The following is a 26,550-nucleotide window of genomic DNA, read 5'->3' as shown; positions in this document are numbered from 1 at the left end:
CCTGAATGAAATCCCGTCTGTTCATCATCAGCCAGTATCTGCTGCCGCATCACCTGCTGTCGCGCCTGGCCGGCTGCGTTGCCGAGTGCCGCGCCCGCTGGTTCAAGAACGCCTTTACCGCCTGGTTTGCCAAGCGCTACCAGGTCGACATGCGTGAGGCGCTGGTCGAAGACTTGACCGCCTACGAGCACTTCAACGCATTCTTTACCCGCGCCCTGAAACCAGGCGCACGCCCCCTGGACCAGACCCCCGGCGCCATCCTGTGCCCGGCCGACGGTGCAGTGAGCCAGGTTGGCCCGATCGAGCACGGCCGCATCTTCCAGGCCAAGGGCCACAGTTACAGCGCACAAGAACTGCTGGGCGGCGACCCGGCCCTGGCAGCCCCCTTCATGGGCGGCGAGTTTGCCACTGTCTACCTGTCACCCAAGGACTACCACCGCGTGCACATGCCACTGGCAGGCACGCTGCGCGAGATGGTCTACGTGCCGGGGCGGCTGTTCTCGGTCAACCAGACCACCGCAGAAAACGTGCCCGAACTGTTCGCTCGCAATGAGCGGGTGGTCTGCCTGTTCGACACCGAGCGCGGCCCGATGGCGGTCGTGTTGGTCGGTGCCATGATCGTGGCCTCCATCGAGACCGTCTGGGCAGGGCTGGTCACGCCGCCCAAGCGCGAGCTCAAGACCTTCCGCTACGACGATGCCAGCCGTGCGCCAATTCACCTGGAAAAAGGCGCCGAGCTAGGTCGGTTCAAGCTGGGTTCGACGGCGATCGTGCTGTTTGGCCCCGACCAGGTCAAATGGGCCGAACACGTGGGCGCCGCCTCGGCGGTGCGCATGGGCCAGCTGTTGGCCACGCCGTTGCAGGCGTGATGGCCCGAGACGTGGCTCCAGGGTTCGGGCGCTGACGCCAAAACCCGGGGCCGCCTTGCGCATGCGCAGGCTGGATCAGCCGCGTGTGTCGCGATCGCGCAGGCCCAGCAGGTACAGCACACCATCAAGGCCCAGCGTGGAAATCGCCTGCTTGGCCGACTGACGCACCAGCGGCTTGGCGCGGAAGGCCACGCCCAGACCCGCCAACGCCAGCATCGGCAGGTCGTTCGCGCCATCGCCAACGGCGATGGTCTGCTCCAGTTGCAGGCCCTCTTCGCTGGCCAGTTGCTGGAGCAGCTCGGCCTTGCGCTGGGCATCGACGATAGGCTCCACCGCCACGCCAGTCACCTTGCCGTCGACCACTTCCAGCTCATTGGCAAAGACATAGTCGATGCCCAGGCGCGCCTGTACCTGGCGGGCGAAGTAGGTGAAGCCACCCGACAAAATGGCGGTCTTGTAACCCAGGCGCTTGAGCTCGGCAAAGAGGTTTTCCGCGCCCTCGGTCAAGCGCAGCGATGCGCCGATTTCATCCAGTACGCTGACATCCAGGCCCTTGAGCAGCGCCATACGTTCTTTGAAGCTGGCCCGGAAGTCCAACTCGCCCCGCATGGCCCGCTCGGTGATTGCCGCGACCTGCTCACCCACGCCAGCGGCCTTGGCCAGCTCGTCGATCACTTCGGCCTCGATCAGGGTCGAATCCATGTCGAACACGGCCAGGCGGCGGTTGCGGCGGAACAGGTCGTCCCGCTGGAAGGCGATGTCGATGCTCAGAGCCTCGGACAAGGCAAAGAACTCGGCGCGCAACGCCTGGCCATCGTCAGGCTCGCCGCGAACCGAAATTTCCACCGCGGCCTTGCCCTTGCTGGTGTCCGCGTCCAGCGCCACTCGAGCCGACAGGCGCTCGATGCGCTCGATGGTCAGCCCGTGCTGGCTGATGATGGCGCTCACGCGTTGCAACTGGTCGGGCGAGATCTTGCGGCTGAGCAGGGTCACCACGTGCCGTGCTTCACCATGGCCATCGGCCCAGTGCTGGTAGTCCGCTTCGGAAATCGGTGTGTAGCGTGCCTGCAGGTTCAGCTCGTGCGCCTTGGCCTGGACACTCTGCAGCAGCTTGGTCGCCACTTCGTTATCCGGGATATCCACCAGGATGCCGAACGACAGCGTGCCGTGCATCACCGCCAGGCCGATGTCGAGAATGCTCACACCGCCCTGCAGCAGGACGCCAGTGATGGCAGCGGTAAGACCGGGGCGGTCCTCACCGGTGATGTTGATCAGGACGATTTCGCGCACAACCAGGCTCCGACTTCGATGAAAAATGCGCATTCTACCGATTTTCCGTGACCATCGGGCGCTAACGATACTTTGCCGACAAAACCCGTGTCGCTATACTGCCCCCCACTTCATGCCATTAAGAGCCGAGCTCAGTGAACCGGCCCACCTCAGTCAAAACAGACAATTTCTTCCTGATGATCTATCGCGCCCTGAGTCAACGTCGCGTGCCATTGGCATTGCGCATCGCCTGCACCAACATTTTCCTGGTGGCCCTGGCGCTGGTGATCTATGCCTGCGTAATGGGGTTGCAGTTCAAGCAGGCCATGCACGACCAGGCCGATGCCGTGGGCCAGAGCCTGACGACCCAGACGGCCACGTCGGCGACCGAGTTGCTGGTGGCCAACGATATCCTCAGCCTCAACGTGCTGCTGGGCAACCTGGTGAAGAACCCGCTGGTGGCGCATGCCGCCATCTACAGTGTCGACAACCGCATCCTTGCCGAGGCAGGCCAGCGTCCGCGCAACAGCCTGCTGGGTGAGGCCGAGGGCGTCTATCAGACCAAGATCACCTTCCAGGACGTGGCCGCCGGGCAACTGCGCATGAGCCTGGACATGAGCCAGTTCCAGCAGCCCATGCTGATCAGCATGCAGAGCATGGCTATCCTGGCGGCCATTCTGCTGGTGCTCGCCCTGACCTTGAGCCTGCGCCAGGGCCGATTCATCACCTTGCCGCTGCTGCAGCTGCGGGTCTGGTTGCGCGACCCGCAGTATTACACGCCCGCCACCGACCGCCAGGACGAGATTGGCGACATCGCCCGGCAACTGCACGCCCGACTGGCTCCACCGCCTCCGCCAGAGCCGGAACCGGAACCGGAGGACGACGAGCACTTCGATGAAGCGCCCGCCCCCGTTTCCAAGCCTGCCCAGCGCACTACCGTGACCAGCGCGGACGATGACGACGAGGCATTCGCCGGCCTGCTGGACGACACACCGGCGCATGCGATCGAAGTGGAGTCCGATGAGCCCCAGTTCAGCGCAGTGCTTGCCGTGCAACTGGGTTCCCAGGAGCAGCTGCGGCGTTTGCCGCGCACCCGCCTGACCGAGCTTACCGAGCGCTATCAGGAGTGCCTGGAACATTCGGCCTCGCTGTACGAGGGCGAAACCCACACCCTCAACGATGGCAGTACGTTGGTCCTGTTCCACAGCCGCCAGTGCGGCGAGGACTACCTTACCAATGCCATTTGTTGCGGTGAGTTGCTACGTGCCTTGGGCCATGCCTTGCAGATCGACGTCGCTGACAGCGGCATCACCTTGCAACTGCAACTGGGCCTTGCCATGAGCAATGACCTCGATGGCCTGGAACTGGTCGACCTGCTGATGGCTGAGAAGGTGCAGGATGCGCTGGCACTGTCTCAACACAGCCGCAACCTGCTGCTGGTCGAGCGCAAGGTCAACGACGACGGTTTGATCCGCCAGCGTGCTCGCATCCGCCCCATTGCAAGCCCGGAAGGCGCCTGCTGTGTGGAGCGCTTGATGGAGCCATACCCCTCGATGCTGGAGCGCCAACTGGCCCGCATGCACGAACGCCGCGCCTGAGCCATTACAGGGTCGCTGCGCGGCGCTGTACAGCGCCCATGAAAAAGCCCGCCTTGATGCGGGCTTTTTCATGGCTGGTCTTCGATCAGAACCGATACACTTCCATGTCGGTACGAATCGGCGAGGCCATCGGGATTTTGGATTTCTCGGGCTGCTTCTTGACCTGCACAGGCGCTGCAGGCTTCTTGGGTGCGGCTTCGGCAATGGCCGGCTGGTTTGCCAACGGCTTGACCGCAGTGCTCAGTTGCTCGGCCAGCTTCTGCAGCAGTTGCCCTTGCGCCTGGACCTGGGAGGCCTCGCTGCCTTCATGCTTCTGCTCTAAATGTACGATGCGGTTGTCACGCACCTGACCACGGCGGTCGAGCACACGCCATTGTGCATCCAGAACCGCGGGTTGGTTCTTGCCAGAGTCCAGTCGCGTGATCGATAGCAGCACTTGCACGTCCGGGCTGAAACCTGCCGTCGCCGGCGCCAGCACCACGCGCTGGCTGTCCAGACGCCAGGCCAGCTGCCGCACCAGCAACTGGTCGATGTCCGAGGACAGGCTGCCTGCCCAGCGCCCGTCGGTCGCAGCACTGAGGCTGCCGTCGGCCTGGCGTTGCAGGAACGTCTCACGTTGCAGATAGTCGGCCACCGAAACCGGGCCGAGTACGACAGCCATGCCCGCATGTTGCGACGGCTGGCCAGGATCACCGCTGTCGAGCTGGTACAAGGCAACCGGCTGGTGCATGGTGCACCCGCCAAGGCCCAATAGACCCGTCATCAACAGCGCAAAGGGAAGGCGCAGAAATTTCATCATCCCATCCAGGCGGCTGCCTTCAGGCACGCCGCAGTGATACGTATGGATTCAAACGGGCACACGGCTACGCCGGCACCGCAGGGGGCATATCATCCGCGAAATAAGTGCCCGACTCCAGCATTTCTGCCCGCAACGGCGGTGAAATCGCCATTGCGGGCCTGTCTGATGCTCAGGCGGGCAACTCGACCTGCAGCCCATCGACCCGCTGGAAGCCACGGGGCAACTTGCTGCCGCGCCTGCCACGTTCGCCCTTGTAGTGCTCCAGGTCATCGCCCTTGAGTGACAGGGTCCGCTTGCCGGCTTGCAGCACCAGCGTGGCCCCTTCGGCCACCACGGCAAGGTCTGTGACGTACTCTTCCCGGCTGGCGACCCGGTCACCGGGCACGCCGATGATCTTGTTACCCTTGCCCTTGCCCAACTGCGGCAGATCACTGACCTTGAACACCAGTAGACGGCCTTCGGTGGTTACCGCTGCCAACCAGTCCTGCTCCCGATTGGCCACCGGTCGCGGCGTCATCACCTTGGCGCCGTTGGGTAGGCTGAGCAGCCCTTTGCCAGCCTTGTTCTTGGCCTGCAGGTCTTCACCCTTGACCACGAACCCGTAGCCGGCATCGGAGGCCACCACGTAGAGCGCATCGTCTTCGGGCAGCAGCACGCACTCGAAAGTGGCGCCCGGTGGCGGCGTCAGGCGCCCGGTCAGGGGCTCGCCCTGGCCACGGGCTGACGGCAGGCTGTGGGCGGCCACCGAATAACTTCGGCCGGTGGAATCGATGAGCACGGCAAATTGGTTCGAGCGCCCCGCGGCTGCGGCCTTGAACCCATCCCCGGCTTTGTAAGACAGGCCCGTGGCATCGATGTCATGCCCCTTGGCACACCTTACCCAGCCTTTCTCCGACAGCACCACCGTGACGGGCTCGGTCGGCATCAGCTCGTTTTCCGAGAGCGCCTTGGCTTCTGCCCGCGCCACGATGGGCGAGCGTCGGTCATCGCCATAGGTCTGAGCATCCTTGATCAATTCGCTGCGCACCAACTTGCGCAACTTCGCCTCGCTGCCCAGCAGTGCCTGCAGCTTGGCCTGCTCCTTGAGCAGCTCGTCCTGCTCGCCACGGATTTTCATCTCTTCCAGCCGGGCGAGCTGGCGCAGGCGGGTTTCCAGGATGTAATCGGCCTGGATCTCGGTGAGGTCGAAGCGGGCGATCAGCGCCTGCTTGGGATGTTCCTCGGTACGGATGATATGAATCACTTCGTCCAGATTGAGGAAGGCAGTGAGCAAGCCGTCCAGCAAGTGCAGGCGTTTTTCGACCTTGTCCAGGCGATGCTGCAAGCGCCGCCGGACAGTGCCGGTACGGAACTCCAACCATTCCAGCAGCAGCGCCCGCAGGTTCTTCAGTTGCGGGCGGCCGTCCAGGCCGATGATGTTGACGTTGACCCGGTAGCTGCTTTCAAGGTCGGTAGTGGCGAACAGGTGCTGCATCAGCTCGTCGGCATCCACGCGATTGGACCGCGGGATGATGACAATGCGGCAGGGGTTTTCGTGATCGGACTCATCGCGCAGGTCAGCGACCATCGGCAGCTTCTTGGCCTGCATCTGTGCGGCGATCTGCTCCAGTACCTTGGCGCCGGACACCTGGTGCGGTAACGCCGTGACGACGATATCGCCATCCTCGACCCGGTACACTGCACGCATGCGAATCGAACCGCGCCCGCTTTCATACATCTTGAGAATGTCGGCCCGAGGCGTGACGATCTCTGCCTCGGTCGGGTAATCGGGCCCCTGGATGTGCTCGCACAACTGCTCGATGGAGGCCTTTGGCTCGTCGAGCAAGCGCACGCAGGCACTGGCCACCTCGCGCAGGTTGTGCGGCGGCACGTCGGTGGCCATGCCCACGGCGATGCCGGTGGTGCCGTTGAGCAGAATGTTGGGCAGGCGCGCGGGCAACACCGCCGGTTCCTGCAAGGTGCCGTCGAAGTTGGGCACCCAATCCACGGTACCTTGGCCGACTTCGTCGAGCAGCACCTCGGCATACCGCGACAGCCGTGCTTCGGTATAACGCATGGCGGCAAACGACTTGGGATCGTCCGGCGCGCCCCAGTTGCCCTGGCCGTCCACCAGTGTGTAGCGGTAGCTGAAGGGCTGCGCCATCAGCACCATGGCCTCGTAGCAGGCCGAGTCCCCGTGGGGGTGGAACTTGCCGAGCACATCGCCCACGGTGCGCGCCGACTTCTTGTGCTTGGCATCGGCGTCCAGGCCCAGCTCGCTCATGGCGTAGACAATGCGCCGCTGCACAGGCTTGAGGCCGTCGCCGATATGCGGCAAGGCCCGGTCCATGATCACGTACATGGAGTAGTTGAGGTAGGCCTGTTCGGTGAAGTCAGCCAACGAGCGGCGTTCGACGCCGTCCAGACTGTCTTGTAGTTCGCTCATGCGAGCCTCGTCATTTCAGGTTCTGGCGCAGCAGCATGGTGCCGCCGCGCTGGGTAAATTCAAGTTGTTTCAAGGCGCTCATGCCTAACAGCACGGTGGTGCCATCCAGGCCCGGCACCACGATCGCGCGGATGTCGCGCAGGTGGATATCGCCCAATTGCAGGCTGTCCAGCCGGGTGCGATAGCCTTGCGTGCGACCGTTGGCGGTGCTGACGGTTACCGGGCTGCCACGTTTGAGCGCAAGGCCGTCGGCCAGGGATTCGGGTATGGCGACATCCGTGGCACCGGTGTCGAGCATGAAATGCACCACCTGGCCATTGATGGCGCCATCGGCGACGAAGTGGCCCTGGCCATTGCCCAGCAGGCGCACCTCGACAAACCCTTGTCCATGGGAGGACTGGACCTGGGCATTGGGGTTGCGCTGGCGGTCTTCCCATTGCCCGAAGAAGCGCGTGGCCAGGAACAGCGCCGCCGCCCAGGCCAGGATCATCAGCACCCTGCCCGCCCGTTTGCCCGGTGCCTGGCTCACGGCTTGGCACTCCAGCCGCCGGCAGGGGCAGCAAAGCGCCAGACGATCGGCCGGCGCTCGCCATCGGCACGCGCGTCTTCATTGTTGTCCAGGCCGATCCACGCCCCCTCGGCGTCGACCACTAGCGCCTCGGCCACACCGAACAGCTGGTCATAGCGGCGTGGCTCGGTCAACGCGTCGGCCGCAAACGACCAGCAGCGCTCGATCTGACCGCTGTCGGCATCGCGGCGACAGATGCGATAGGCATTGCGCTCGAGCGTGAACAGTTTGCCGTCGAACCAGGCCAGGTCGGCAAAGTCCCGCGAAACCGGTCGCGCATCGGGTAGCTGCGGCGGCTGCATCTCTACACCGGCTTCGCTGAACAGGACGCAGCGTCGCCCGCAGGCCCACACCGACTGTTGGCGCTCGATGGCCACCAGCCCACGGCGCTCACGCTCACCAGCCAGCCACAGGCGATCGCCGGCAGGGTTGACGGCCACGCCTTCGAACAGCGCATTGAAGTTCAGCAGCATGCCGCTGGCCCGTGCCTGGCGCACCATGGCCGAATCGATCTTCAGCCAGTGCGGCGCGCCCGAAACAGGCAGTTGCAGCACGGCGGCATGCGCCTCGCTGACCAGGTACAGGTTGCCGGCCTGGTCACAGGTGATGCCCTCGAAATCAAGGTCGCCACCGCGCAGCCACGACGCCAGCCAGGTCCGCATTTTCAGCCCCCACGGCAAGCCACTCTCCGGCACCGGTGGTGGGTCGAACGCCACTGCCTGCGCCTGCCACGCACCGTCCTTGAGTTCGAAACGGTAGAGGCGGTCGTCGTCGCGGTCCGAGACACCCCATAAGCTACCCCGGCATTGCGCAAGGCCCGACAGGTTACCGGCACGCATGCCATCGATGGGGTGCTCGCCGATCAGTTCAAGTTCAGGCCAGGTGTCTGCCAGGGTCGGCAAGGCCACCAGCGGCAGGCAAGCCGCCAGGAGCCAACGAATCAAACCATGACCTCGGCCAGGTTGCCCTTGGTTTCCAGCCAGGCCTTGCGATCCCCTGCACGCTTCTTGGCCAACAGCTTGTCCATCAGCTCGCACGTGGTCTGCACGTCGTCCAGGGTGAGCTGGACCAGGCGCCGAGTGTTGGGGTCCATGGTGGTTTCGCGTAACTGGGGCGGGTTCATCTCGCCCAGGCCCTTGAAGCGGGTAACCTGCGGCTTGCCGCGCTTTTTCTCTGCCACCAGGCGGTCGAGAATGCCGTCTCGTTCGGCTTCATCCAGGGCATAGTAGATTTCCTTGCCCAGGTCGATACGGTACAGCGGCGGCATGGCCACATACACATGACCGGCTTCGACCAGTGCCCGGAAATGCTGCACGAACAGCGCGCACAGCAGGGTGGCGATGTGCAGGCCGTCGGAGTCGGCGTCGGCCAGGATGCACACCTTGCCGTAACGAAGCTGCGCCAGGTCGGTAGCGCCTGGGTCCACGCCAATGGCGACGGCGATGTTGTGCACTTCCTGGCTGGCGAGCACTTCACCGCCGTCCACTTCCCAGGTATTGAGGATCTTGCCACGCAGCGGCAGGATCGCCTGGAATTCCTTGTCACGCGCCTGCTTGGCCGAACCACCGGCCGAGTCGCCCTCGACCAGGAACAGCTCGGCGCGCATCGGGTCCTGGCCCGCGCAATCGGCCAGCTTACCCGGCAGTGCCGGGCCCTGGGTGATGCGCTTGCGCTCGACCTTCTTGCTGGCCTTAAGGCGGCGACCGGCGTTGCTGATGGCCAACTCGGCCAGCTGCATGCCCAGCTCCGGGTGGGCGTTGAGCCACAGGCTGAAGGCATCCTTGACCACGCCTGAGACGAAGGCGGCGGCTTCGCGCGAGGAAAGGCGCTCCTTGGTCTGCCCGGAGAACTGTGGGTCCTGCATCTTCATCGACAGCACGAAGGTGATGCGCTCCCAGACGTCTTCGGGGGCCAGCTTCACGCCACGGGGCAGCAGGTTGCGGAACTCGCAGAACTCACGCATCGCGTCCAGCAGGCCCTGGCGAAGGCCGTTGACATGGGTGCCGCCCTGGGCCGTGGGGATCAGGTTGACGTAGCTTTCCTGAATGCTGTCGCCCCCTTCGGGCAGCCACAGCAGGGCCCAGTCGACCGCTTCCTTGTTGCCGGCCAGGCTGCCGCAGAACGGCTCGTCGGGCAGGCGCTGGAAGTCACTGACCGAATCCACGAGGTAGGAGCGCAGGCCGTCTTCGTAATGCCATTCCACCTTCTCGCCGCTGGCCTTGTCCTCGAAACTGACCAGCAGGCCTGGACAGAGCACGGCCTTGGCCTTGAGTACGTGCTTGAGCCGGCTGATGGAAAACCGCGGGGAGTCGAAGTACTTGGGGTCTGGGCTGAAATAGACGCTGGTGCCGGTGTTGCGCTTGCCGACCGTGCCGACCACTTCCAGCTCGCTTGACTTGAAGCCATCGGCAAAGGTCATCTGGTATTCGTTGCCGTCACGCTTCACCCGCACGCGCACCTGCGTGGACAAGGCGTTGACCACCGAAATACCGACGCCATGGAGGCCGCCGGAGAATTGGTAGTTCTTGTTGGAGAACTTACCGCCGGCATGCAGCTTGGTAAGGATCAGTTCGACGCCCGATACGCCTTCTTCAGGGTGGATGTCCACTGGCATGCCGCGACCATCGTCGCTGACTTCCAGCGAATGGTCGGCGTGCAGGATGACCTGCACCGAACGGGCGTGGCCGGCGAGGGCTTCGTCGACACTGTTGTCGATGACTTCCTGGGCCAGGTGGTTGGGGCGGCTGGTGTCGGTATACATGCCCGGCCGCTTGCGAACCGGGTCAAGGCCCGAGAGGACTTCGATGGCGTCTGCGTTATAGGCGCTAGCGCTGGGATTGGCCATGGGGTCTCGTCGTCAGTCTGGTGAATGCAAAAAAATCAAAATACAGAAAAATCGAGTGCAGCGTACTGCGTCGGGGCAACCCCGGCGAAGGCCAGTAGGGCCGGCAGGCGCTCGGCGAAGCCTTGGAAGCTGTGGTCGCCACCGGCCTGGATACGCAGCGCGCAGTGGCGGTAGTACCGCTCGGCGTGGCGATAGTCCAGGGTTTCGTCGCCGGTCTGCAACCATACCTGGTAGCGGCTTGGGTCCGTAGGGGGCGGGACCTCCAGCTCGGCCAGCGCCTGGACGTGGTCGAGGGTCAACTCCCACGCCTGGCCTGTGTGATGGTTGTGCTGGGTACCCAAATAGCCGTCGAACAGGCGGTGCGGCCCTACGGCGGGGTTGACCAGTAAGCCCTTGAGGCCATGGCGCTCGGCCAGGTAGGTGGCATAGTAGCCGCCCAGTGAACTGCCCACCAGCAACGGCGCGCCCAGTTCGGCGATGCAACCTTCAAGCTGCTCGATGGCCTGGCGGGGATGATGATGCAGCGCTGGCAGGCGCAGCCGGTCGATCAGCCCGAGGTGCTGCATGACGGCCTGAAGCTGCCTGGCCTTGGCTGACAACGGCGAGCTGTTGAAGCCGTGTATATAGAGGATGGAACCCGACATGCTGCCCCCGGAAGCTGTAGCGTTGCGCCTGTAGGCAGGCGCAGGGACGCGCAGTGTATCGCGTTCGCAAGGTTTTGGCGCCGCGCCGGTTTTTCTGAAACACATTCCGCGACGGGCAGGATGGAGAGTCACTGAGTGGATTCGCAGTTTCGGTGCAAGCGGCGGGATGGGGGCCTGACCGGCATCTATCTATATGGAAACGCGCTCGCTTGGAGAGCGGGTGCAGGATAGCCCGCGCGGTTCAATACCCCGGGCTATCGAAATCGAGCCTGACCTCGAAATCCACTGCCCGCTCCACCCCCGTGTCCACCGTCCCATCAGTCTGCAAGCGGATCCAGCGATAGCCAGGATGCTGCTGGCTTACCTCGAAATCGTCACTGCCTGGGGCGAACTGGATACAGGTCGAAGGCGTGGCCAGCAGCCGCAGGTCGCCGCGCCATTGATCCCATTCCTGATGCACGTGCCCCCACAACAGCGCGCGCACCTGGGGGTGACGATCGATCACGGCGAACAGCGCATCGGCGTTGCGCAGGCCGATGGGGGCGATCCATGCACAGCCGATGTCGACCGGTTGATGGTGCAGGCACACCAGGCAGTGGCGCTCCCCTGACGTGCGCAATGCAGTTTCCAGCAGGCTGAGCTGAGTATCCTGCAGCCAACCATGGGCCGCTCCTGGCACTGCCGTGTCGAGCATGACGATGCGCCAGGCCCCGATGTCGGTAACCGGCTGCACCAACTCGGGCGCCACCTGCGCCATCACCTGCGCTTCGTCATGGTTGCCCGGCAGCCAGCGCGCCGGCGCAGCAAAGCCTGCGGTCAATTGCTCAAAGGCCGCGTAGGAAGCAACGCTGGCGTCCTGGGACAAGTCCCCCGTGCACACCAGCAGGTGCGTGTCGCTCTGCTCGCGCAATGCCTGCCGCACCACATGGCGTAGGCTGTCGCGGGTATTAAGGCCCAGCATGCTGCCCTCGGGGCTGGCGAACAGGTGGGCGTCGGTCAGGTGCACCACGTTAACGGTGCCGGCAGGGTTCAAGTGCGGCAAGGCCGTCTCCTTTCAGCGAGCGCTTACCAGTTCGTGGCCGCAGGCCAGGCAGTGGGAAAGCCATTCACCCAGGAACAGGTTCAGCTGGGCTTTTTCGTCCGGCTGGTGCATGGCGGCGTTGGGGTAAGGGTAGATGCTGCGCAGACGCCGGGCGTGCTCGGCGCTCACCACTTCGGCCATGCGGGCGTCGTGGTAAACCTGCACTTCCATGACCGGGACCGGCAGCCAGGGCAGGCTGTGCTCCTGGCGTATGCGCAGCGTGGTGGTGTAGGGGCAGGCCAGGACCACGTCGAGCACCAGCACGCCCAGCATCTGGTCGCCCTGGGTCATGCCGATGCTGCGCGAGCTCTGGGTGGTGCGCATGTCCGGGAGCAGGCGCATCAGCCGGGCATAGTTGGCCTCGCAGGCGGCCTGCAATCCGGCCAGGTCGACCCGGTAGCGCTCGCGCAGCAGGTTCACTTCCACATACCTCGAACTTCGTCGCGGTTCAGGGCGAGCCATTGCAAGCCGATGATGGTCGCGGCATTGCAGATGCGCCCGTCGCGTACCGCCTGCAAGGCATCCTCGAACGACCACACGCGCACCCGGATATCCTCGCCTTCAGACTCCAGCCCGTGCAGGCCACCGGCACCCTCGGCGCTGCAGCGGCCAAGGAACAGGTGGACGTATTCGTCACTGCCGCCTGGCGAAGGGAAGTAGCGCGTCATCGGCCACAGCGCGCTGAACGTCAGGCCGGCCTCTTCCTCGGCCTCACGGTGCGCCACTTCTTCTGGCTGCTCGTCCTTGTCGATCAGCCCGGCGACCATCTCGATCAACCAGGGGTTGGCGACCTTGTCCAGGGCGCCCACACGAAACTGCTCGATCAGGACCACTTCATCGCGCTGCGGGTCGTACGGCAAAACGCACACCGCGTCATGGCGCACGAACAGCTCACGGCTGATTTCCCGGCCCATTCCACCGGCGAACAGCTCATGGCGAAGGTGCAGCTTGTCGAGCCTGTAAAAGCCCTGGAAGCACTTGTCCCGCTTGACGATCTCGACCGCCTGGGGCACTGAATTCAACGTATCCGACATGAAAATCCTCGTTGCATCGCTGCTGCATCGCGCCATCCTACTCTGCACGCTGGCACGTTTCACCCCCCGGCGACAACCGTTGGTGTACATGGCACAGCGGGCCCGGTCTCTGTTAGCTTAGTGGCGAACTGAAGGCCATGCCGACGGTCAAAGGCCGACTTTTCCCTGTTCTTGCAAGGATCATCATGACACTTGTCAAACTGACATCCATCGCTGTGCTGGCCTTGGCGCTGGGCGCATGCCAGAGCCTGTTCGCCCCCAACTACCGAGCACCGCTCGAGGTCAAGCGCGAAGCCTGGGAGCACGTCAAGCCAGGCTGCAGCGAGCGTGATTGCCCGTTGGTGAATATTGACACCGTGCATTTCCCGGCGCTGCCCAAACTCGACGGTATTGTCGAAAAGCGCCTGCTGCAGCTGACCGAGGACAACCAGCACGGGGCAGCACCGACCACGTTGCAAGCCTACGAACAGCACTACCTGGCCAGCGCCGAGAAGCGCAACAGCAGCTACTTGCAGGCCAAGGTACGCGAACAGCATGACGGGCTGGTGATCATCGAGTTGTCCAGCTACCTGGATACCGGTGGCGCCCATGGCATGCCAGGTCGTGCCTTCATCAACTATTCACGCAAGCTGGACAAGGTCCTGACCCTGCAGGACATGCTGGTCCCGGGCCAGGAAGAAACGTTCTGGAAGACGGTGGAGGAATCGCACCGCGCCTGGCTGATCAGTGTCGGCATGGACAAGGATGCCGAGTTCATCAAGACCTGGCCATTCAAACGCTCGCCCCATATCGCCCTGACCTACGGCGCGGTGGTGGTGAAGTACGAGGTGTACGCCATCGCGCCGTATTCCATGGGCCATGTGGAGCTGAAAATCCCTTACCCACGCCTCAATGGCGTGATCAAGCCCGAACTGTTCCCCGGCCGCGGCTGAGGTTCAACACGCCATACAACACCCCTGCCAGCACCAGCGCCGGCAGGGTCGCGCCCAGGTCCGGCGCCTGGGTGGCGATGATGTGATACGCCGCCACCCCTGCCGCCCATGCCAGCAATGCCGGCCAGTGCAGCGCCCCCACATGGGCTGGAACGCTGCGACGGCGAACCCAGTAATGGTCCATCAGCACTACGCCGAACAGCGGGGCGAACACCGAGCCGATCAGCAGCAGGAAGTTCTCGTACTGCGCAAGCGGTGCCAACAGGGCGATCAACGTGCACAGCACACCGATGGCCAGGGCCAGGTGTTCTACCTTCACGCGTGCCAGCACCCCGGCGGAGACCGCCGCCGAATGAATATCGGCGAAGGCTTTTTCCGATTCGTCGAGCAGAATCAGCAACAACGGAATACCCATGCCAGCCCCGGCGAGCGCCAGTAGCAGGGCATTGACTTCGCCCTGCGCCGCGAAGGCCAAGGTGTAGGCCACCCCCAGGCTCATCAGCCAGGTGTTGCCGATGAAGTACCCCACCACCGTACTGCCGAACACATGCCTGCCGTCACGGGCAAACCGCGAATAGTCGGCAATCAGCGGCAACCACGACAGGGGCATGGCGATGACGATGTCAAAGCCCACGGCCAGCGACATCGACCCATCCCCGCCGCGTTGCCACAGCGTCGCCAGGTCAGCCTTGGCGAACAGGTTCCAGGTCAGCCAGGCACAGGCGCCCAGCAGCAGCCAGATACCCCAGGCCCGCAGGATCTTGCGCACGAAGGCCAACGGCCCGCTGACCGCCAGCACGGTGGCCAGCGCGCCGAAACACAGCGTCCACAGTACCGGGCTGTTCCACACGCTGGCCTCACCGAAGGCTCGTGCACCCAGCAGGCTGGCAGCATCGCGCATGACGATGATCTCGAAGGCGCCCCAGCCTATCAGCTGCAATACGTTAAGCAGCGCTGGCAAGCGCGCACCTTGCGCCCCCAGGCTGAGCTTGAGCGTACCCATTGCGGACAAGCCGGTGTCACTGCCGATCACACCGGCAGCACCTAACAACAGCACACCGACCCCGGTGCCCAGGGCGATGGCCAGGATAGCCCCGGACAGGCCAAGGCCCGGCGCCAGCATGGCACCGACTTGCAGCACCATCAGGCCGATGCCTAGGGAAAACCATAGTGAAAACAGGTCGCGGCCGCCGAACACGCGTTGGCCGTTGGGGATGGGATGATCGGGGGAGAATTGACTGGACGTGGTCATGCTTGCTCGCACTCGGCAATGTGATTGTAGGGATGGGCGCAAGGCAGGCGGCAAACCGCGTTGCAGCAGGTACCTGCTTCGCGGCGTAGGGTATGCCCACCTTGGCCCAAAGGCTGGGCCTCAGACCTTGTGGTACAGCTGGCTGCCGGCCTGGCGGAAGCGCTCGGCCTGCTCGCGCATGCCCTGCTCCACCGAGACGTCCACGGTTTCGATCCGGGCGGCGTATTCACGCACTTCCTGGGTGATCTTCATGGAGCAGAACTTCGGCCCGCACATGGAGCAGAAATGCGCCACCTTGGCCGACTCCTTGGGCAGCGTTTCGTCGTGGAAGGCACGCGCCGTGTCAGGGTCCAACCCTAGGTTGAACTGGTCTTCCCAGCGAAACTCGAAGCGCGCCTTCGACAACGCGTTATCGCGAATCTGGGCCCCTGGGTGACCTTTGGCCAGGTCGGCTGCATGGGCTGCAATCTTGTAGGTGATGATGCCGGTCTTGACGTCGTCCTTGTCAGGCAGCCCCAGGTGTTCCTTAGGCGTCACATAGCAGAGCATGGCGCAGCCGAACCAGCCGATCATGGCCGCCCCGATGCCGGAGGTGATGTGGTCGTAGCCAGGGGCGATGTCGGTGGTCAGCGGGCCCAGGGTGTAGAACGGCGCTTCGTCACAGCACTCGAGCTGCTTGTCCATGTTCTCTTTGATCAACTGCATCGGCACATGGCCAGGGCCTTCGATCATGCATTGCACATCGTGCTTCCAGGCGATCTTGGTCAGTTCGCCCAGGGTTTCCAGCTCGCCGAACTGCGCCGCATCGTTGGCGTCGGCGATCGAGCCTGGGCGCAGGCCATCGCCCAGCGAGAAGCTGACGTCGTAGGCCTTCATGATTTCGCAGATTTCATCGAAGTGGGTGTACAGGAAGTTCTCCTGGTGATGCGCCAGGCACCACTTGGCCATGATCGAGCCACCCCGGCTGACGATGCCGGTGACGCGCTTGGCGGTCAGCGGCACATAGCGCAGCAGTACCCCGGCATGGATGGTGAAGTAGTCCACGCCCTGCTCGGCCTGTTCGATCAGCGTGTCGCGAAACAGCTCCCAGGTCAGGTCCTCGGCCACACCGCCAACCTTTTCCAATGCCTGGTAGATGGGAACGGTGCCGATGGGCACGGGGGAGTTGCGAATGATCCACTCGCGGGTTTCATGGATGTGCTTGCCGGTGGACAAGTCCATGACGGTGTCCGAGCCCCAGCGAATGCCCCAGGTGAGCTTGGCCACTTCTTCTTCGATGGACGAACCCAGCGCACTGTTGCCGATGTTGCCGTTGATCTTCACCAGGAAGTTGCGGCCGATGATCATCGGCTCCAGCTCGGTATGGTTGATGTTGGCCGGGATGATGGCGCGGCCACGGGCCACTTCCTCACGTACGAACTCGGGGGTGATTTCCTTGGGAATGCTGGCGCCGAAGCTGTGACCGGCATGCTGCGTATCGAGCAGGCCTGCCGCCCGGGCCTCCTGCAGCTTCATGTTCTCGCGGATGGCCACGTATTCCATCTCGGCGGTGATGATGCCCTGGCGGGCGTAATGCATCTGCGACACATTGGCGCCTGGCTTGGCACGACGCGGGTTGCGGACATGGGCGAAGCGCAGCTTGGCCAGTTCGGCGTCGTTCAGCCGCTGCTGGCCGAAGTGGGAGCTCAGCCCGCTCAGGCGCTCGGTGTCACCCCGTGCGTCGATCCAGGCCGAACGCACGTCGGCCAGGCCTTTGCGCACGTCGTTCAACACCTCTGGGTCGGTGTAAGGGCCGGAAGTGTCGTAGACCAGCACGGGCGCATTGCTCTCACCCCCAAAATCGGTAGGCGTGTCGGCCAGGCTGATCGCGCGCATCGGTACGCGAATATCCGGGCGCGAGCCCTGGACATAAACCTTGCGCGAGCGCGGAAACGGCTGCACGGACTGCTGATCGACTTGCGCCGATTCGCTGAGGTTCATCGCTTTTTCTTGTTGGGTCATCACAGGCTCTCCAGACGGCTTCCTAGCAGTGGAATGTCGGGGTGAACCTGAAGGACGCGGACGCACTCCTAGACGGGTGCGGTGCCAAAGACGGGGTGTCATGGGCTGCAAACAGCCGATGCTTTCCCGGACCTGGCACAAGAGGCTCCCCGGGAAGGCGAGCAATCTTGTTCCCTACGCAGGCGCTAACCTGATCAGGTTCAACGGGATCCGCACCTATGCGATCTCAGCCTTTGCTTCAAGGCACCCCGACAAGAACATGCGCAGTCTAGACTGGAGTTGCCGGCAAAGCCAAGCGAGCAATCCCGGGAATGATCAACGGCATCCGGGGTGATTGTTGCCCGGTGCGCGTGGCACTACACTGCGTCATCACACGAAACTCAATAGTTCAGTAATTACATTTCGTACAAGGATTGCCCCTATGCTGCGCAAACTCTCACTGGCCCTGGCCGTGTCTTGTGCGTCCCAGACGATGGCCTGGGCAGCGGACGTGCCGGCTACGGTGAAGACCGATCTGGTGAGCGTTTACCAGGAAGCGGTACAGAACAACGCCGATCTGGCCGCCGCTCGCGCCGACTACGGCGCGCGTCGCGAAATCGTGCCCCAGGCCCGTGCCGGCTTGCTGCCCAACCTGTCGGCCGGTGCCGAAATGCAAAGCACCCGCACCAAGCTCGACGAGCCGTCGATCACATCCAACCGCAGCGGCAATGCCTGGAGCGCGACCCTGGCCCAGCCCATCTTCCGCGCCGACCGCTGGTTCCAGTTGCAGGCTGCCGAAGCGGTCAACGAACAGGCCGCGCTGGAGCTGTCTGCCACCGAGCAGAACCTGATCCTGCAGACGGCGCAAAGCTACTTCGCGGTGCTGCGTGCACAGGACAACTTGGCGGCCAGCAAGGCCGAGGAAGCGGCCCTCAAGCGTCAGCTCGACCAGTCCAACGAGCGTTTTGACGTGGGGCTTTCGGACAAGACCGACGTGCTGCAGTCCCAGGCCAGTTACGACACGGCCCGCGCCAACCGCATCATCGCCGACCGTCAGGTGCAGGATGCCTTCGAGGCGTTGGTTACCCTGACCAACCGGGAGTACACCGCTATCCAGGGTGTGGTGCACAGCCTGCCGGTGCAGGTGCCCGTGCCCAACGACGCCAAGGCCTGGGTCGAAACCGCAGGCCGGCAGAACCTCAACCTGCTGGCGACCAACTACGCAGTGTCCGCGGCGGAAGAAACGCTGCGTCAGCGCAAGGCCGGTCACGCCCCGACCGTGGATGCCGTAGCCAAGTACCAGAAGGGTGACAACGACAACCTGGGCTTTAGCAACCCTTCACCGCTGGGTGTTCGCTATGGCGGCGACGTGGAGCAGACCACCGTTGGCTTGCAGTTGAACATCCCCATCTACAGCGGCGGGCTGACCAGTTCACAGGTACGCGAAGCCTACCAACGCCTTAGCCAGAGCGAGCAGCAGCGCGAAAGCCTGCGCCGCCAGGTGGTGGAGAACACCCGCAACCTGCACCGCGCGGTGAACACCGACGTCGAACAGGTGCAGGCGCGCAAGCAGTCGATCATTTCCAACCAGAGCGCACTTGAGGCTACCGAAATCGGCTATCAGGTGGGCACCCGCAACATCGTCGACGTGCTCGACGCCCAGCGCCAGCTGTACACCTCGGTGCGCGACTACAACAACAGCCGGTACGCCTACATCCTCGACAACCTGAGCCTGAAACAGGCAGCCGGTACCCTGAGCCCGCAAGACCTGCAGGACCTCAAGCGCTACCTGAAACCCGACTACAACCCGGACAAGGATTTCCTGCCACCGGACCTGGCGGCAGCGGCGGCGAAGAATTTCGAGCGCAGGCCCTGAGGGCGGGCTGTCCGAACTGCAAGATGGGCCGCAAAAGCGGCCCCCTGATCACGCCAACCGCAGCCATCGCCCCCGTGGTGAGCTCAGGGCATCAACTTTTCCAATCCCTCGAGCAAGCGCTGCAACGCCCCCTGATTGGCCCTCATCACCGCCCTGCCCGCCTCACCCATGCGCCGGGCATCTTGCGGTAATTCGACCAGCCGCTGCACGGCACCGGCCAGCCCCTGGGCGTCATCGACCTGCTGCAACCCGCCCGCCTCGCGCAACATGGCACTGATCTCGAGAAAATTGAACACGTGCGGCCCCATCAGCACCGGTAGCGCCAGGGCTGCCGGCTCCAACGGATTGTGCCCGCCGGTCGGCACCAGGCTGCCGCCGACGAACGCCATGTCGGCCAGGGCATACAAGAACAGCAACTCACCCATGGTGTCGCCCAGCAGCACTTGGGTTTGTGCAAGCACCGGCAGCCCGGTGGAGCGACGCACCGTGGCAAACTGCTGGCTGCATAAGGCATGGACCGCCTCAAAGCGCTCCGGATGCCGGGGTACCAGGATCAACAGCGCATCCCCATGCACCTGCAGCAACTGCCGGTGCGCCTGCAGGACCAGGGCATCTTCGCCATCGTGGGTGCTGGCGGCGATCCACACCGGGCGCGAAGTGGCGGCCCATTGCTGGCGCAAGGCCTGGGCCCGCGGCACCAGGTGCTCATCGATCTTCAGGTCGAACTTGATCGAGCCGGTCACCTGCACGCAGCCAGTACGCGCTCCGAGTGCAAGAAAGCGCTGGGCCTCCACTTCGGTCTGCGCGGCAATCAGGCTCATTTCGGCCAGCATGGGCCGGGTCAGCCTGGCAAACCGCCCGTAGCCACGGGCCGAGCGTTCTGACAAGCGCGCGTTGGCCAGCGCCACAGGGATGCCACGCCTGGCGCATTGATGGATGTGATTGGGCCAGAGTTCGGTTTCCATGATCACGCCCAGCCTTGGCTGCACATGGTCGAGAAAGCGCCCTGCCGCCCACGGCAGGTCATATGGCAAGTAGCAATGCTGGACCCGGGGTTCATCGCCGAACAGGGCGCCAATGCGCTCCGACCCGGTGGGCGTCATGCACGTCAGTGTAATCGGCAGCTCAGGGTAGGCCTTGAGCAGGGCGCGCACCATGGGCGCGGCTGCAATGCTTTCGCCCACCGAGACGGCATGCACCCAGATGCCGCCTTTGCGCATGGCCGGTAGCCTGAAGGCAAACCGCTCACCGAGGCGGCGGCCGTAGGCCGGAGCCTTGCGCGCACGCAAATACAGGCGCAGCGCCAGCAGTGGCAGGCCCAGGTGAAACAGCAAGGTGTAGAGGGTTCTGTTCATGGCGACGCAGTTTACCCGATCGCACGCAAATGCACCGCAAAGCGCTCCGCCAGCCACTGCGCAGCAGGCCCCAGCGGTTCGTCCCGACGCCAGGCAAGCTCCACCACCAGCGCCGGTGGCCGCCAGTCGCTGGCCAGCTCTACCATGTGCGCCTGATAGGTGGGGTACTGCACCACATGGCGCGGCAGCCATGCCCAGCCCAGCCCACGCATCAGCAGTTCGGCCATGGCATAGAAGCTGTCGGCCCGCCATACCTGCGGGCTGATCGCCTCACCCCCCGGGTAACCGCTCTGCTGGGGCGTGATCAGCAGCTGTCGATGGCGCGCCAGTTGCTGTCGGTCCACCCGGCCGGCCTGCGCCAAAGGGTGGCCGACGGCGCAGACCGTGACCATTTCCACGCTACCCAAGGCCCGCCGTTCAAGCGACGCCGGTATGCGCTCGTGGTGAAAGAACAACCCCAAGTCGGCGCGCCGCTCCACCAGCTTGCGCGCGACATCGCCCTGAGCGCCGCTGGCCAGTTGCACTTCCAGAAAGGGGTAACAGGTTGCCAGCTCATCCAGGCTGTCGATGACAGGCTGATACGGCATTGCCTCATCCTGCGCCACCCGCAGCAGTGCTTCCTGGCCACGCATCAGTGCCAGGGCCCGCCCGTCCAGGCGCTCGCATTGGCGCAGCAGCTCACGGGCATCGGCAAGCAGCGCTTCGCCGTTTGCGGTGAGCTTCGGTTGGCGCCCACTGCTGCGTTCGAACAAGGTGACCCCAAGGTCCGCTTCGAGCAGGGCGATGGCGCTGCTGATCGCTGACTGAGCCTTGTGCTGTTCGCGTGCAACCGCCGAAAACGAACGCAGCTCAGCCACTCGCATGAACGTGCGCAGCTGATCCAGACTCCATTGCTCGGCCATCCACCTATCTCCTTGCCAGATAGGTAATGACTTTACCGCATCCGAGCACGGCCTAGAATGCGCCCATCGAATGGAGAACCGTCATGAATGCCTACACCTACCTTGCGATTGCCATCTGCGCCGAAGTCGTCGCCACTGCTTCCATGAAGGCCGTCAAAGGCCTTAGCACGCCATTGCCTTTGCTGCTGATGGTGGTTGGTTATGGCATCGCGTTCTGGATGCTGACGCTGGTGGTGCGCAGCATTCCGGTGGGCATCGCCTACGCGATCTGGTCTGGGCTCGGTATCGTCCTGATTAGCGTGGCAGCACTGGTGATCTACGGGCAGAAGCTGGACATCCCGGCGATGCTCGGCATGGCGATGATCGTCGGCGGCGTGGTGGTGATCCAGTTGTTCTCCAAGACCACGGGGCATTGAGCCAGGCCTTGGCAGCAGCCTCTGGATGCGTGACGCACGCCACCCCGTGCATCCGATCCTGAGCCTGTATACTTGCCAGCTGTCCCAGTTTTCGAGGTATCGCCATGCCATCTGCCATTTCCACTGACGTGCTGATCGTCGGCGCCGGGGTCGCAGGCCTCTGGCTCAATGCCCGCTTGCGCCGCCTGGGTTATTCGACAGTGCTGGTGGAGCGCGCCACGGTAGGCGGCGCACAGACGCTCAAGTCCCAGGGCATCATCCATGGCGGGACCAAGTACGCACTGCATGGGGCCTTGACCGGCGCCTCGGAGGCGATTGCCGACATGCCGCGCCGCTGGCGCGAAGCCTTGGCGGGCAACGGCGAACTGGACCTGCGCCATACGCGCTTGCTGTCCGATGCGCATTACCTGTGGTCTCCAGGCACCCTGGCCGGCAACCTCACCAGCTTCTTCGCCAGCAAGGCGGTGCGTGGCCGGGTGGATCAGGTCAAAGGCGACCAATTACCTGCGGCGTTGCAAGACCGCGCCTTCAAGGGCAAGGTCTATCGCTTGGCCGAGCTGGTGATCGACGTGCCCAGCCTATTGGCCAACCTGGCCGAACTGGCCGGTGACAGCCTCTTGGCAGGCGAGCGCATCGAGCCGCTGCGCGACCATGGCGAGCTGGTGGGCCTGCGTGTGGATGGGCGTGACATCCGCGCCCAGCGCATCGTGCTCAGCGCCGGCGCCGGCATCGCGGACCTGTTGCAGGCACTGGGGCTGGAGCAGCCCGCCATGCAAACCCGCCCCCTGCACATGGTGATGGTCAAGGGGGCCAACCTCAAGCCACTCTATGCCCATTGCCTGGGCGCAGGCCCCAAGCCGCGCATGACGGTGACCACCCACCCGGCCGCCGACGGACAGTGGGTGTGGTACCTGGGCGGCGAGCTGGCCGAAGCCGATGGGGTGGCCCGCGAGCCGGCCGAGCAGATCGCCGCGGCACAGAAAGAAGTGGCCAGCCTGCTGCCCTGGGTGGATCAAAGCCAGCTGCACTGGGCCACCTTGCGGGTGGACCGTGCCGAGCCTGCCCAGTCCGGCCTGGTGCGCCCGGACAATGCGTTTCTTGCCGAGCAGCAACGGCTGCTGGTGGGCTGGCCTACCAAGCTGGCCCTGGCACCTGATTTCAGCGATCGGGTTATCCGCCAGTTGCAACGCGACGCCGTGCAGCCCCAGGCCCAGGCCGACCTGACCGACTTGCCGCGCCCGCCGCTGGGCCAGCCTGCGTGGGAGACCCTGCTGCCATGAGCCTGCCAACTCTCCACGGTCTGCATCGCCCCCTGGGCAGCACGGGTTTGCAGGTTTCGCCCCTGGGGCTGGGCACGGTCAAGCTTGGCCGGGACCAGGGCGTCAAATACCCTTCAGGCTTCACCATCCCCGGCGACGGTGAAGCCAGGCTGCTGCTTGGCCAGGCCCGCGACCTGGGCATCAACCTGCTCGACACCGCTCCGGCCTATGGCCGTAGTGAAGAGCGCCTTGGCCCACTGCTGCGGGGTCAGCGCGATGCCTGGGTGCTGGTGAGCAAGGTGGGCGAGGAATACGACGGCGGTCAATCGCGCTTCGATTTCAGCGCAGCCCACACCCGCCGCTCGGTAGAGCGCAGCCTGCGCCGGCTGGAAACCGACCGTATCGACCTGGTGCTGGTGCACTCCGACGGTAATGACCTGGCCATCCTCGAGCAGCAGGAAGTGTATGAGACCTTGGCCGCGCTCAAGCGTGAAGGCAAGCTCCTGGGTTTCGGCTTTTCAGGCAAGACGGCGGCCGGAGGCTTGAAGGCGTTGGAGCAAGGCGACTGCGCCATGGTGACCTTCAACCTGAACGAACAGGCGGAGCAACCGGTACTCGACTACGCTGCGCAGCACGGCAAGGCCATCCTGGTTAAAAAGGCCCTGGCCAGCGGCCATGCCTGCCTGGCACCCGGCGTCGACCCGGTCCGTGCCAGCTTCGAGCTGCTGTTCGCCCACCCAGGCGTCAGCAGTGCTATCGTGGGCACCATCAACCCGTTGCACCTGGCCCATAACGTGGCCACCGTCGCCCGAATCCTGGGCCAGCATTGAGTCTGCCTGGCCACGCGCCGGGTGAGCCGTCGCAAGGAGGAGCAACGTGGCGCGAACGCTGATACGCAAGAACCCGAGCAACTTCAAGACGCTGCCGCTGCATGTCGAGGCCACGGCCGAAAGCCTTCTCTACCAGGGCACCGGCATGCCCCTCAATTTCGCCCAGACCCAGCAACGTCGCAAACCGGTGGCGGTGGCAGACCCGCAGCGGTTCGCGGTTGAGCTTGCCAACCTGGGTGTGTCGGTGCGCCTGACGCTGAGCTGGCAGAACCGTGACTACTGGGTGCTGGTCCGTCAACGGCGGCAAGACCGTGGCGACGTGGTGTTGAAACTGATCTCAGGCTACGTGCCCGCCCAGGAGCTGAACCTGCCATTGCACACCGCCGTGCAGGAAGTGGCCGAGGAATGCCTGCTGGAAACCACCGAGGGTTGGCTGGGCGGCCGTTTCAACGACACCTGGCTACCGGTGCCCTATGCAGCAGCCTTGCACTACCGAGAGACGCCGCATTTTCAACTGGCCCCGCAGTCCGGTGCCGCCCGCCCGGTCTACTGCGGTAACCTGGTCCTGCTGGAACGACCCCGGGCCTACGTGCACCTGCCGACCGCTTCGCTGCAACTGATCTACGACATGCGCCTGCAAGTGCCAAGGGAGATCAAGAAACTCAGCCTGTTCCATGTGGACGAACGCCTGGAGGGTGACCAGTTGGTGGCGCGGCTGAACCGCAAGCGCCCGGACCTTTACCTGATGCCGCTACAGGACGGCCAGCCCCTGGCCGAGCTGTATACCTTGAAGAAAGACGAACTGGTGCCAGCCAGCACACGGGGGTTGTACCTGGCCGAAAGCTTCGCGCGGCAGGAGGGCTGGGTGGTCAACGAGGAACGCATACGCTGGAAGGACTGGGTGCGTCAGCAAGGCCTGGTGGAACCCAAGCCAGCCCGCGCCTCCCACCTGCAACGGTTCGGTGCCAAGGCCCGAGCGCTGCTCAAGCGGGCGCGTACCTCACTGCACAAGCCCTGACCGAAGCGTAACGCTGTTCATTTGAGATAGATGGGGCCGCTCTGCGGCCCTAAGTGAACAGCATTACGGCCGAAGCGGGCATGTAACGCTTCTCTCGAAGGACCGGCTGAACAAGGGCCGACGTGCAGCCCTGCCCTGTCAGTGCTTGCGGATCTTCTCGACGATGGCGGTGGTAGAGCTGTTTTCCACCAGCCCCAGCACTTTCACGGTGCCGCCATAGGCGTTGACGATGTCGGCGCCAACCACTTGGTCGATGCCGTAGTCGCCGCCTTTGACCAGCACATCCGGCTTGACCTGGCTCAGCAGGTTTTCCGGGGTGCCCTCGGAGAAACTGATCACCCAGTCCACCGCGCCCAGGCCTGCCAGCACGGCCATGCGGCGGTCGACGCTGTTGATCGGCCGGCCCGGGCCCTTCAGCCGGCTGACAGAGGCATCGTCGTTGACCGCGACGATCAGGCGATCGCCTTGCGCGCGTGCCTGCTCCAGGTAGGTCACATGGCCCGCATGCAAGATATCGAAGCAGCCATTGGTGAACACGATGCGCTCGTTGTGCGCCCTGGCATCGTCGATTGCCACCAGCAATTGCTCAAGGCCCAGCACCCCGCGCTCGGAGCCCTCTTCGCGCTGGATGGCGCGACGCAGCTCCGGCGCGCTGATCGCCGCAGTACCGAGCTTGCCGACGACAATGCCCGCCGCCAGGTTGGCCAGGGCCACTGCCTGGGGCAGTTCTTCACCGGCGGCAATGGCGGCGGCGAGGGTGGAGATCACGGTATCGCCTGCACCGGTCACATCGAACACTTCACGCGCACGGGCTGGCAGGTGCAGGGGCGGATGGCCCTCGCGCAGCAAGGTCATGCCGTGCTCGCCACGGGTCACCAGCAAGGCGCCCATGTCCAGTTCCTGCAGCAGCTGCAAACCCTTGGCAACCAGCTCCGCCTCGTCGGCACAACGGCCGACGATGTTCTCGAACTCACTGAGGTTGGGGGTGATCAGGCTGGCCCCGCGGTAGACAGAGAAATCCTTGCCTTTGGGGTCGGCCAGCACCGGGATGCCCTTGGCCCGTGCGGCCTGAATCAACGCCTGATGGTTTTTCAGCGCGCCTTTGCCATAGTCCGACAGCACCAGAACCTTGACGCCTTCGAGCAAACCGTCGACTTCTGCGCTGAGCGATACCGGGTCGGTGGCGAAGGATTCTTCGAAATCGATGCGCAGCAGTTGCTGGTGCCGGCTCATGACCCGCAGCTTGACGATGGTCGGCTGGTGCGCAATGCGCTGGAACACCGAACGCACGCCTGCCGCCTGCAGGCTGTTGGAAAGGCTGTCGGCAGCTTCGTCCTGCCCGGTGACGCCCACCAGAGAAGCCGGCGCGCCGAGTGCGGCGATGTTCAAGGCCACGTTGGCCGCACCGCCTGGGCGATCCTCGATCTGATCGACCTTGACCACCGGCACTGGCGCTTCCGGCGAAATACGCGACGTACCGCCATGCCAGTAGCGGTCGAGCATGACATCGCCGACCACCAGTACCGGGGCTTGATCGAAACGCGGCATGGACAACTTCATGGGCAACCCATATGACAATAGTGAACAGGGACGGGATA

23 protein-coding genes and 1 riboswitch are annotated in these 26,550 nt (G+C 64.1%); of the genes, 8 read left to right on the top strand and 15 right to left on the bottom strand.

The genetic code is table 11. The features are described from left to right. Positions 1-5 precede the first annotated feature (5 nt). Positions 6-869, top strand: a complete 864-nt coding sequence (gene asd / locus FS767_RS23195) for an archaetidylserine decarboxylase (RefSeq protein ID WP_078477903.1) — start codon at positions 6-8, stop codon at positions 867-869. Between the two features lie 75 nt (positions 870-944). Here the strand turns inward: asd and serB are convergent, their stop codons facing one another. Next, on the bottom strand, positions 945-2,159 hold the full coding sequence (serB, locus tag FS767_RS07940) for a phosphoserine phosphatase SerB (RefSeq protein WP_058604066.1): 1,215 nt from the start codon (positions 2,157-2,159) through the stop codon (positions 945-947). 134 nt (positions 2,160-2,293) lie between these two features. Between serB and FS767_RS07935 the strand changes: the two genes are divergently transcribed. Beyond that, complete coding sequence (locus FS767_RS07935; protein WP_144964784.1) at positions 2,294-3,736, top strand: histidine kinase; 1,443 nt, start codon at positions 2,294-2,296, stop codon at positions 3,734-3,736. 85 nt (positions 3,737-3,821) lie between these two features. Here FS767_RS07935 and FS767_RS07930 read toward each other — a convergent pair whose 3' ends face one another. The 9 genes from FS767_RS07930 to FS767_RS07890 all read right to left on the bottom strand — a co-directional run bounded on the left by FS767_RS07930 (position 3,822) and on the right by FS767_RS07890 (position 13,132). Beyond that, positions 3,822-4,532 carry a membrane integrity-associated transporter subunit PqiC gene (locus FS767_RS07930; RefSeq protein ID WP_023532908.1) on the bottom strand — a complete coding sequence of 237 codons (711 nt, stop codon included), beginning with the start codon at positions 4,530-4,532 and terminating at the stop codon, positions 3,822-3,824. 172 nt (positions 4,533-4,704) lie between these two features. Further along, a complete protein-coding gene (parC, locus tag FS767_RS07925; protein WP_144964783.1) occupies positions 4,705-6,960 on the bottom strand; it encodes a DNA topoisomerase IV subunit A in 2,256 nt (751 codons plus the stop codon). 10 nt (positions 6,961-6,970) lie between these two features. After that, positions 6,971-7,489, bottom strand: coding sequence for a TIGR02281 family clan AA aspartic protease (locus FS767_RS07920; protein ID WP_058638923.1), 519 nt, complete (start codon positions 7,487-7,489; stop codon positions 6,971-6,973). Further along, positions 7,486-8,472, bottom strand: coding sequence for an esterase-like activity of phytase family protein (locus tag FS767_RS07915; RefSeq protein WP_144964782.1), 987 nt, complete (start codon positions 8,470-8,472; stop codon positions 7,486-7,488). Before FS767_RS07915 ends, FS767_RS07920 begins: the two co-directional genes overlap by 4 nt. Then, entirely contained in the window at positions 8,469-10,373 is a 1,905-nt protein-coding gene (parE, locus tag FS767_RS07910) for a DNA topoisomerase IV subunit B (protein WP_058603996.1), read from the bottom strand. Before parE ends, FS767_RS07915 begins: the two co-directional genes overlap by 4 nt. Positions 10,374-10,408: 35 nt before the next feature. Then, a complete protein-coding gene (locus FS767_RS07905; RefSeq protein WP_144964781.1) occupies positions 10,409-11,017 on the bottom strand; it encodes a YqiA/YcfP family alpha/beta fold hydrolase in 609 nt (202 codons plus the stop codon). 241 nt (positions 11,018-11,258) lie between these two features. Further along, complete coding sequence (gene cpdA / locus FS767_RS07900) at positions 11,259-12,059, bottom strand: 3',5'-cyclic-AMP phosphodiesterase (RefSeq protein WP_144964780.1); 801 nt, start codon at positions 12,057-12,059, stop codon at positions 11,259-11,261. A gap of 12 nt (positions 12,060-12,071) precedes the next feature. After that, complete coding sequence (locus FS767_RS07895) at positions 12,072-12,560, bottom strand: DUF1249 domain-containing protein (RefSeq protein ID WP_205885101.1); 489 nt, start codon at positions 12,558-12,560, stop codon at positions 12,072-12,074. After that, positions 12,515-13,132: an NUDIX domain-containing protein gene (locus FS767_RS07890; RefSeq protein WP_023532940.1), complete on the bottom strand. Its 618-nt coding sequence runs from the start codon at positions 13,130-13,132 to the stop codon at positions 12,515-12,517. Before FS767_RS07890 ends, FS767_RS07895 begins: the two co-directional genes overlap by 46 nt. A gap of 185 nt (positions 13,133-13,317) precedes the next feature. On the opposite strand from FS767_RS07890, the gene FS767_RS07885 reads away from it, so the two are divergent. Continuing rightward, entirely contained in the window at positions 13,318-14,064 is a 747-nt protein-coding gene (locus FS767_RS07885; protein WP_023533033.1) for an RsiV family protein, read from the top strand. On the opposite strand, the gene cytX is transcribed toward FS767_RS07885, so the two are convergent. After that, entirely contained in the window at positions 14,033-15,316 is a 1,284-nt protein-coding gene (cytX, locus tag FS767_RS07880) for a putative hydroxymethylpyrimidine transporter CytX (protein WP_144964779.1), read from the bottom strand. The two genes, FS767_RS07885 and cytX, sit on opposite strands and share 32 nt — an antisense overlap. Before the next feature lie 120 nt (positions 15,317-15,436). Continuing rightward, positions 15,437-17,317: a phosphomethylpyrimidine synthase ThiC gene (gene thiC / locus FS767_RS07875; protein WP_144964778.1), complete on the bottom strand. Its 1,881-nt coding sequence runs from the start codon at positions 17,315-17,317 to the stop codon at positions 15,437-15,439. 154 nt (positions 17,318-17,471) lie between these two features. Next, a riboswitch (TPP riboswitch) is annotated at positions 17,472-17,578 on the bottom strand. Between the two features lie 160 nt (positions 17,579-17,738). Between thiC and FS767_RS07870 the strand changes: the two genes are divergently transcribed. Then, positions 17,739-19,172, top strand: coding sequence for a TolC family outer membrane protein (locus FS767_RS07870; RefSeq protein ID WP_058604002.1), 1,434 nt, complete (start codon positions 17,739-17,741; stop codon positions 19,170-19,172). An 83-nt stretch (positions 19,173-19,255) separates the two neighbouring features. Here FS767_RS07870 and waaA read toward each other — a convergent pair whose 3' ends face one another. Together waaA and FS767_RS07860 are read right to left on the bottom strand one after the other, a co-directional pair. Continuing rightward, entirely contained in the window at positions 19,256-20,527 is a 1,272-nt protein-coding gene (gene waaA / locus FS767_RS07865; protein ID WP_144964777.1) for a lipid IV(A) 3-deoxy-D-manno-octulosonic acid transferase, read from the bottom strand. Between the two features lie 11 nt (positions 20,528-20,538). Beyond that, entirely contained in the window at positions 20,539-21,429 is an 891-nt protein-coding gene (locus tag FS767_RS07860) for a LysR family transcriptional regulator (protein ID WP_144964776.1), read from the bottom strand. A gap of 83 nt (positions 21,430-21,512) precedes the next feature. Here FS767_RS07860 and FS767_RS07855 point away from each other — a divergent pair, with 83 nt between their 5' ends. The 4 genes from FS767_RS07855 to FS767_RS07840 all read left to right on the top strand — a co-directional run bounded on the left by FS767_RS07855 (position 21,513) and on the right by FS767_RS07840 (position 24,952). Next, positions 21,513-21,845 (top strand): multidrug efflux SMR transporter, encoded by a 333-nt coding sequence (locus tag FS767_RS07855; RefSeq protein ID WP_144964775.1) that lies wholly within the window; start codon positions 21,513-21,515, stop codon positions 21,843-21,845. Between the two features lie 104 nt (positions 21,846-21,949). Then, complete coding sequence (locus tag FS767_RS07850; protein ID WP_144964774.1) at positions 21,950-23,125, top strand: FAD-binding oxidoreductase; 1,176 nt, start codon at positions 21,950-21,952, stop codon at positions 23,123-23,125. Further along, positions 23,122-23,934, top strand: coding sequence for an aldo/keto reductase (locus tag FS767_RS07845; RefSeq protein ID WP_144964773.1), 813 nt, complete (start codon positions 23,122-23,124; stop codon positions 23,932-23,934). The genes FS767_RS07850 and FS767_RS07845 overlap by 4 nt, the downstream gene beginning before the upstream one ends. A 46-nt stretch (positions 23,935-23,980) precedes the next feature. Beyond that, on the top strand, positions 23,981-24,952 hold the full coding sequence (locus FS767_RS07840) for a hypothetical protein (protein WP_058604008.1): 972 nt from the start codon (positions 23,981-23,983) through the stop codon (positions 24,950-24,952). Positions 24,953-25,090: 138 nt separating this feature from the next. Here FS767_RS07840 and hldE read toward each other — a convergent pair whose 3' ends face one another. Then, on the bottom strand, positions 25,091-26,512 hold the full coding sequence (hldE, locus tag FS767_RS07835; protein WP_023532960.1) for a bifunctional D-glycero-beta-D-manno-heptose-7-phosphate kinase/D-glycero-beta-D-manno-heptose 1-phosphate adenylyltransferase HldE: 1,422 nt from the start codon (positions 26,510-26,512) through the stop codon (positions 25,091-25,093). Positions 26,513-26,550: the final 38 nt, after the last annotated feature.

The organism is Pseudomonas sp. DE0010 (assembly GCF_007680745.1).
GTDB lineage: Bacteria > Pseudomonadota > Gammaproteobacteria > Pseudomonadales > Pseudomonadaceae > Aquipseudomonas > Aquipseudomonas parafulva_B.
The sequence above is the reverse complement of the archived record's forward strand: the minus strand, read 5'-3'. Positions and strand labels throughout refer to the sequence as shown.

What these genes read in the sequence shown, in the direction of transcription:
- parC (WP_144964783.1), bottom strand. Translation starts at nt 6,960, where the DNA reads ATGAGCGAACTACAAGACAGTCTGGACGGCGTCGAACGCCGCTCGTTG.
- hldE (WP_023532960.1), bottom strand. Translation starts at nt 26,512, where the DNA reads ATGAAGTTGTCCATGCCGCGTTTCGATCAAGCCCCGGTACTGGTGGTC.
- FS767_RS07895 (WP_205885101.1), bottom strand. Translation starts at nt 12,560, where the DNA reads ATGGCTCGCCCTGAACCGCGACGAAGTTCGAGGTATGTGGAAGTGAAC.
- asd (WP_078477903.1), top strand. Translation starts at nt 6, where the DNA reads ATGAAATCCCGTCTGTTCATCATCAGCCAGTATCTGCTGCCGCATCAC.
- FS767_RS07870 (WP_058604002.1), top strand. Translation starts at nt 17,739, where the DNA reads ATGCTGCGCAAACTCTCACTGGCCCTGGCCGTGTCTTGTGCGTCCCAG.
- FS767_RS07930 (WP_023532908.1), bottom strand. Translation starts at nt 4,532, where the DNA reads ATGAAATTTCTGCGCCTTCCCTTTGCGCTGTTGATGACGGGTCTATTG.
- waaA (WP_144964777.1), bottom strand. Translation starts at nt 20,527, where the DNA reads ATGAACAGAACCCTCTACACCTTGCTGTTTCACCTGGGCCTGCCACTG.
- FS767_RS07890 (WP_023532940.1), bottom strand. Translation starts at nt 13,132, where the DNA reads ATGTCGGATACGTTGAATTCAGTGCCCCAGGCGGTCGAGATCGTCAAG.
- FS767_RS07855 (WP_144964775.1), top strand. Translation starts at nt 21,513, where the DNA reads ATGAATGCCTACACCTACCTTGCGATTGCCATCTGCGCCGAAGTCGTC.
- FS767_RS07885 (WP_023533033.1), top strand. Translation starts at nt 13,318, where the DNA reads ATGACACTTGTCAAACTGACATCCATCGCTGTGCTGGCCTTGGCGCTG.
- FS767_RS07850 (WP_144964774.1), top strand. Translation starts at nt 21,950, where the DNA reads ATGCCATCTGCCATTTCCACTGACGTGCTGATCGTCGGCGCCGGGGTC.
- FS767_RS07845 (WP_144964773.1), top strand. Translation starts at nt 23,122, where the DNA reads ATGAGCCTGCCAACTCTCCACGGTCTGCATCGCCCCCTGGGCAGCACG.
- parE (WP_058603996.1), bottom strand. Translation starts at nt 10,373, where the DNA reads ATGGCCAATCCCAGCGCTAGCGCCTATAACGCAGACGCCATCGAAGTC.
- thiC (WP_144964778.1), bottom strand. Translation starts at nt 17,317, where the DNA reads ATGACCCAACAAGAAAAAGCGATGAACCTCAGCGAATCGGCGCAAGTC.
- FS767_RS07860 (WP_144964776.1), bottom strand. Translation starts at nt 21,429, where the DNA reads ATGGCCGAGCAATGGAGTCTGGATCAGCTGCGCACGTTCATGCGAGTG.
- FS767_RS07905 (WP_144964781.1), bottom strand. Translation starts at nt 11,017, where the DNA reads ATGTCGGGTTCCATCCTCTATATACACGGCTTCAACAGCTCGCCGTTG.
- cytX (WP_144964779.1), bottom strand. Translation starts at nt 15,316, where the DNA reads ATGACCACGTCCAGTCAATTCTCCCCCGATCATCCCATCCCCAACGGC.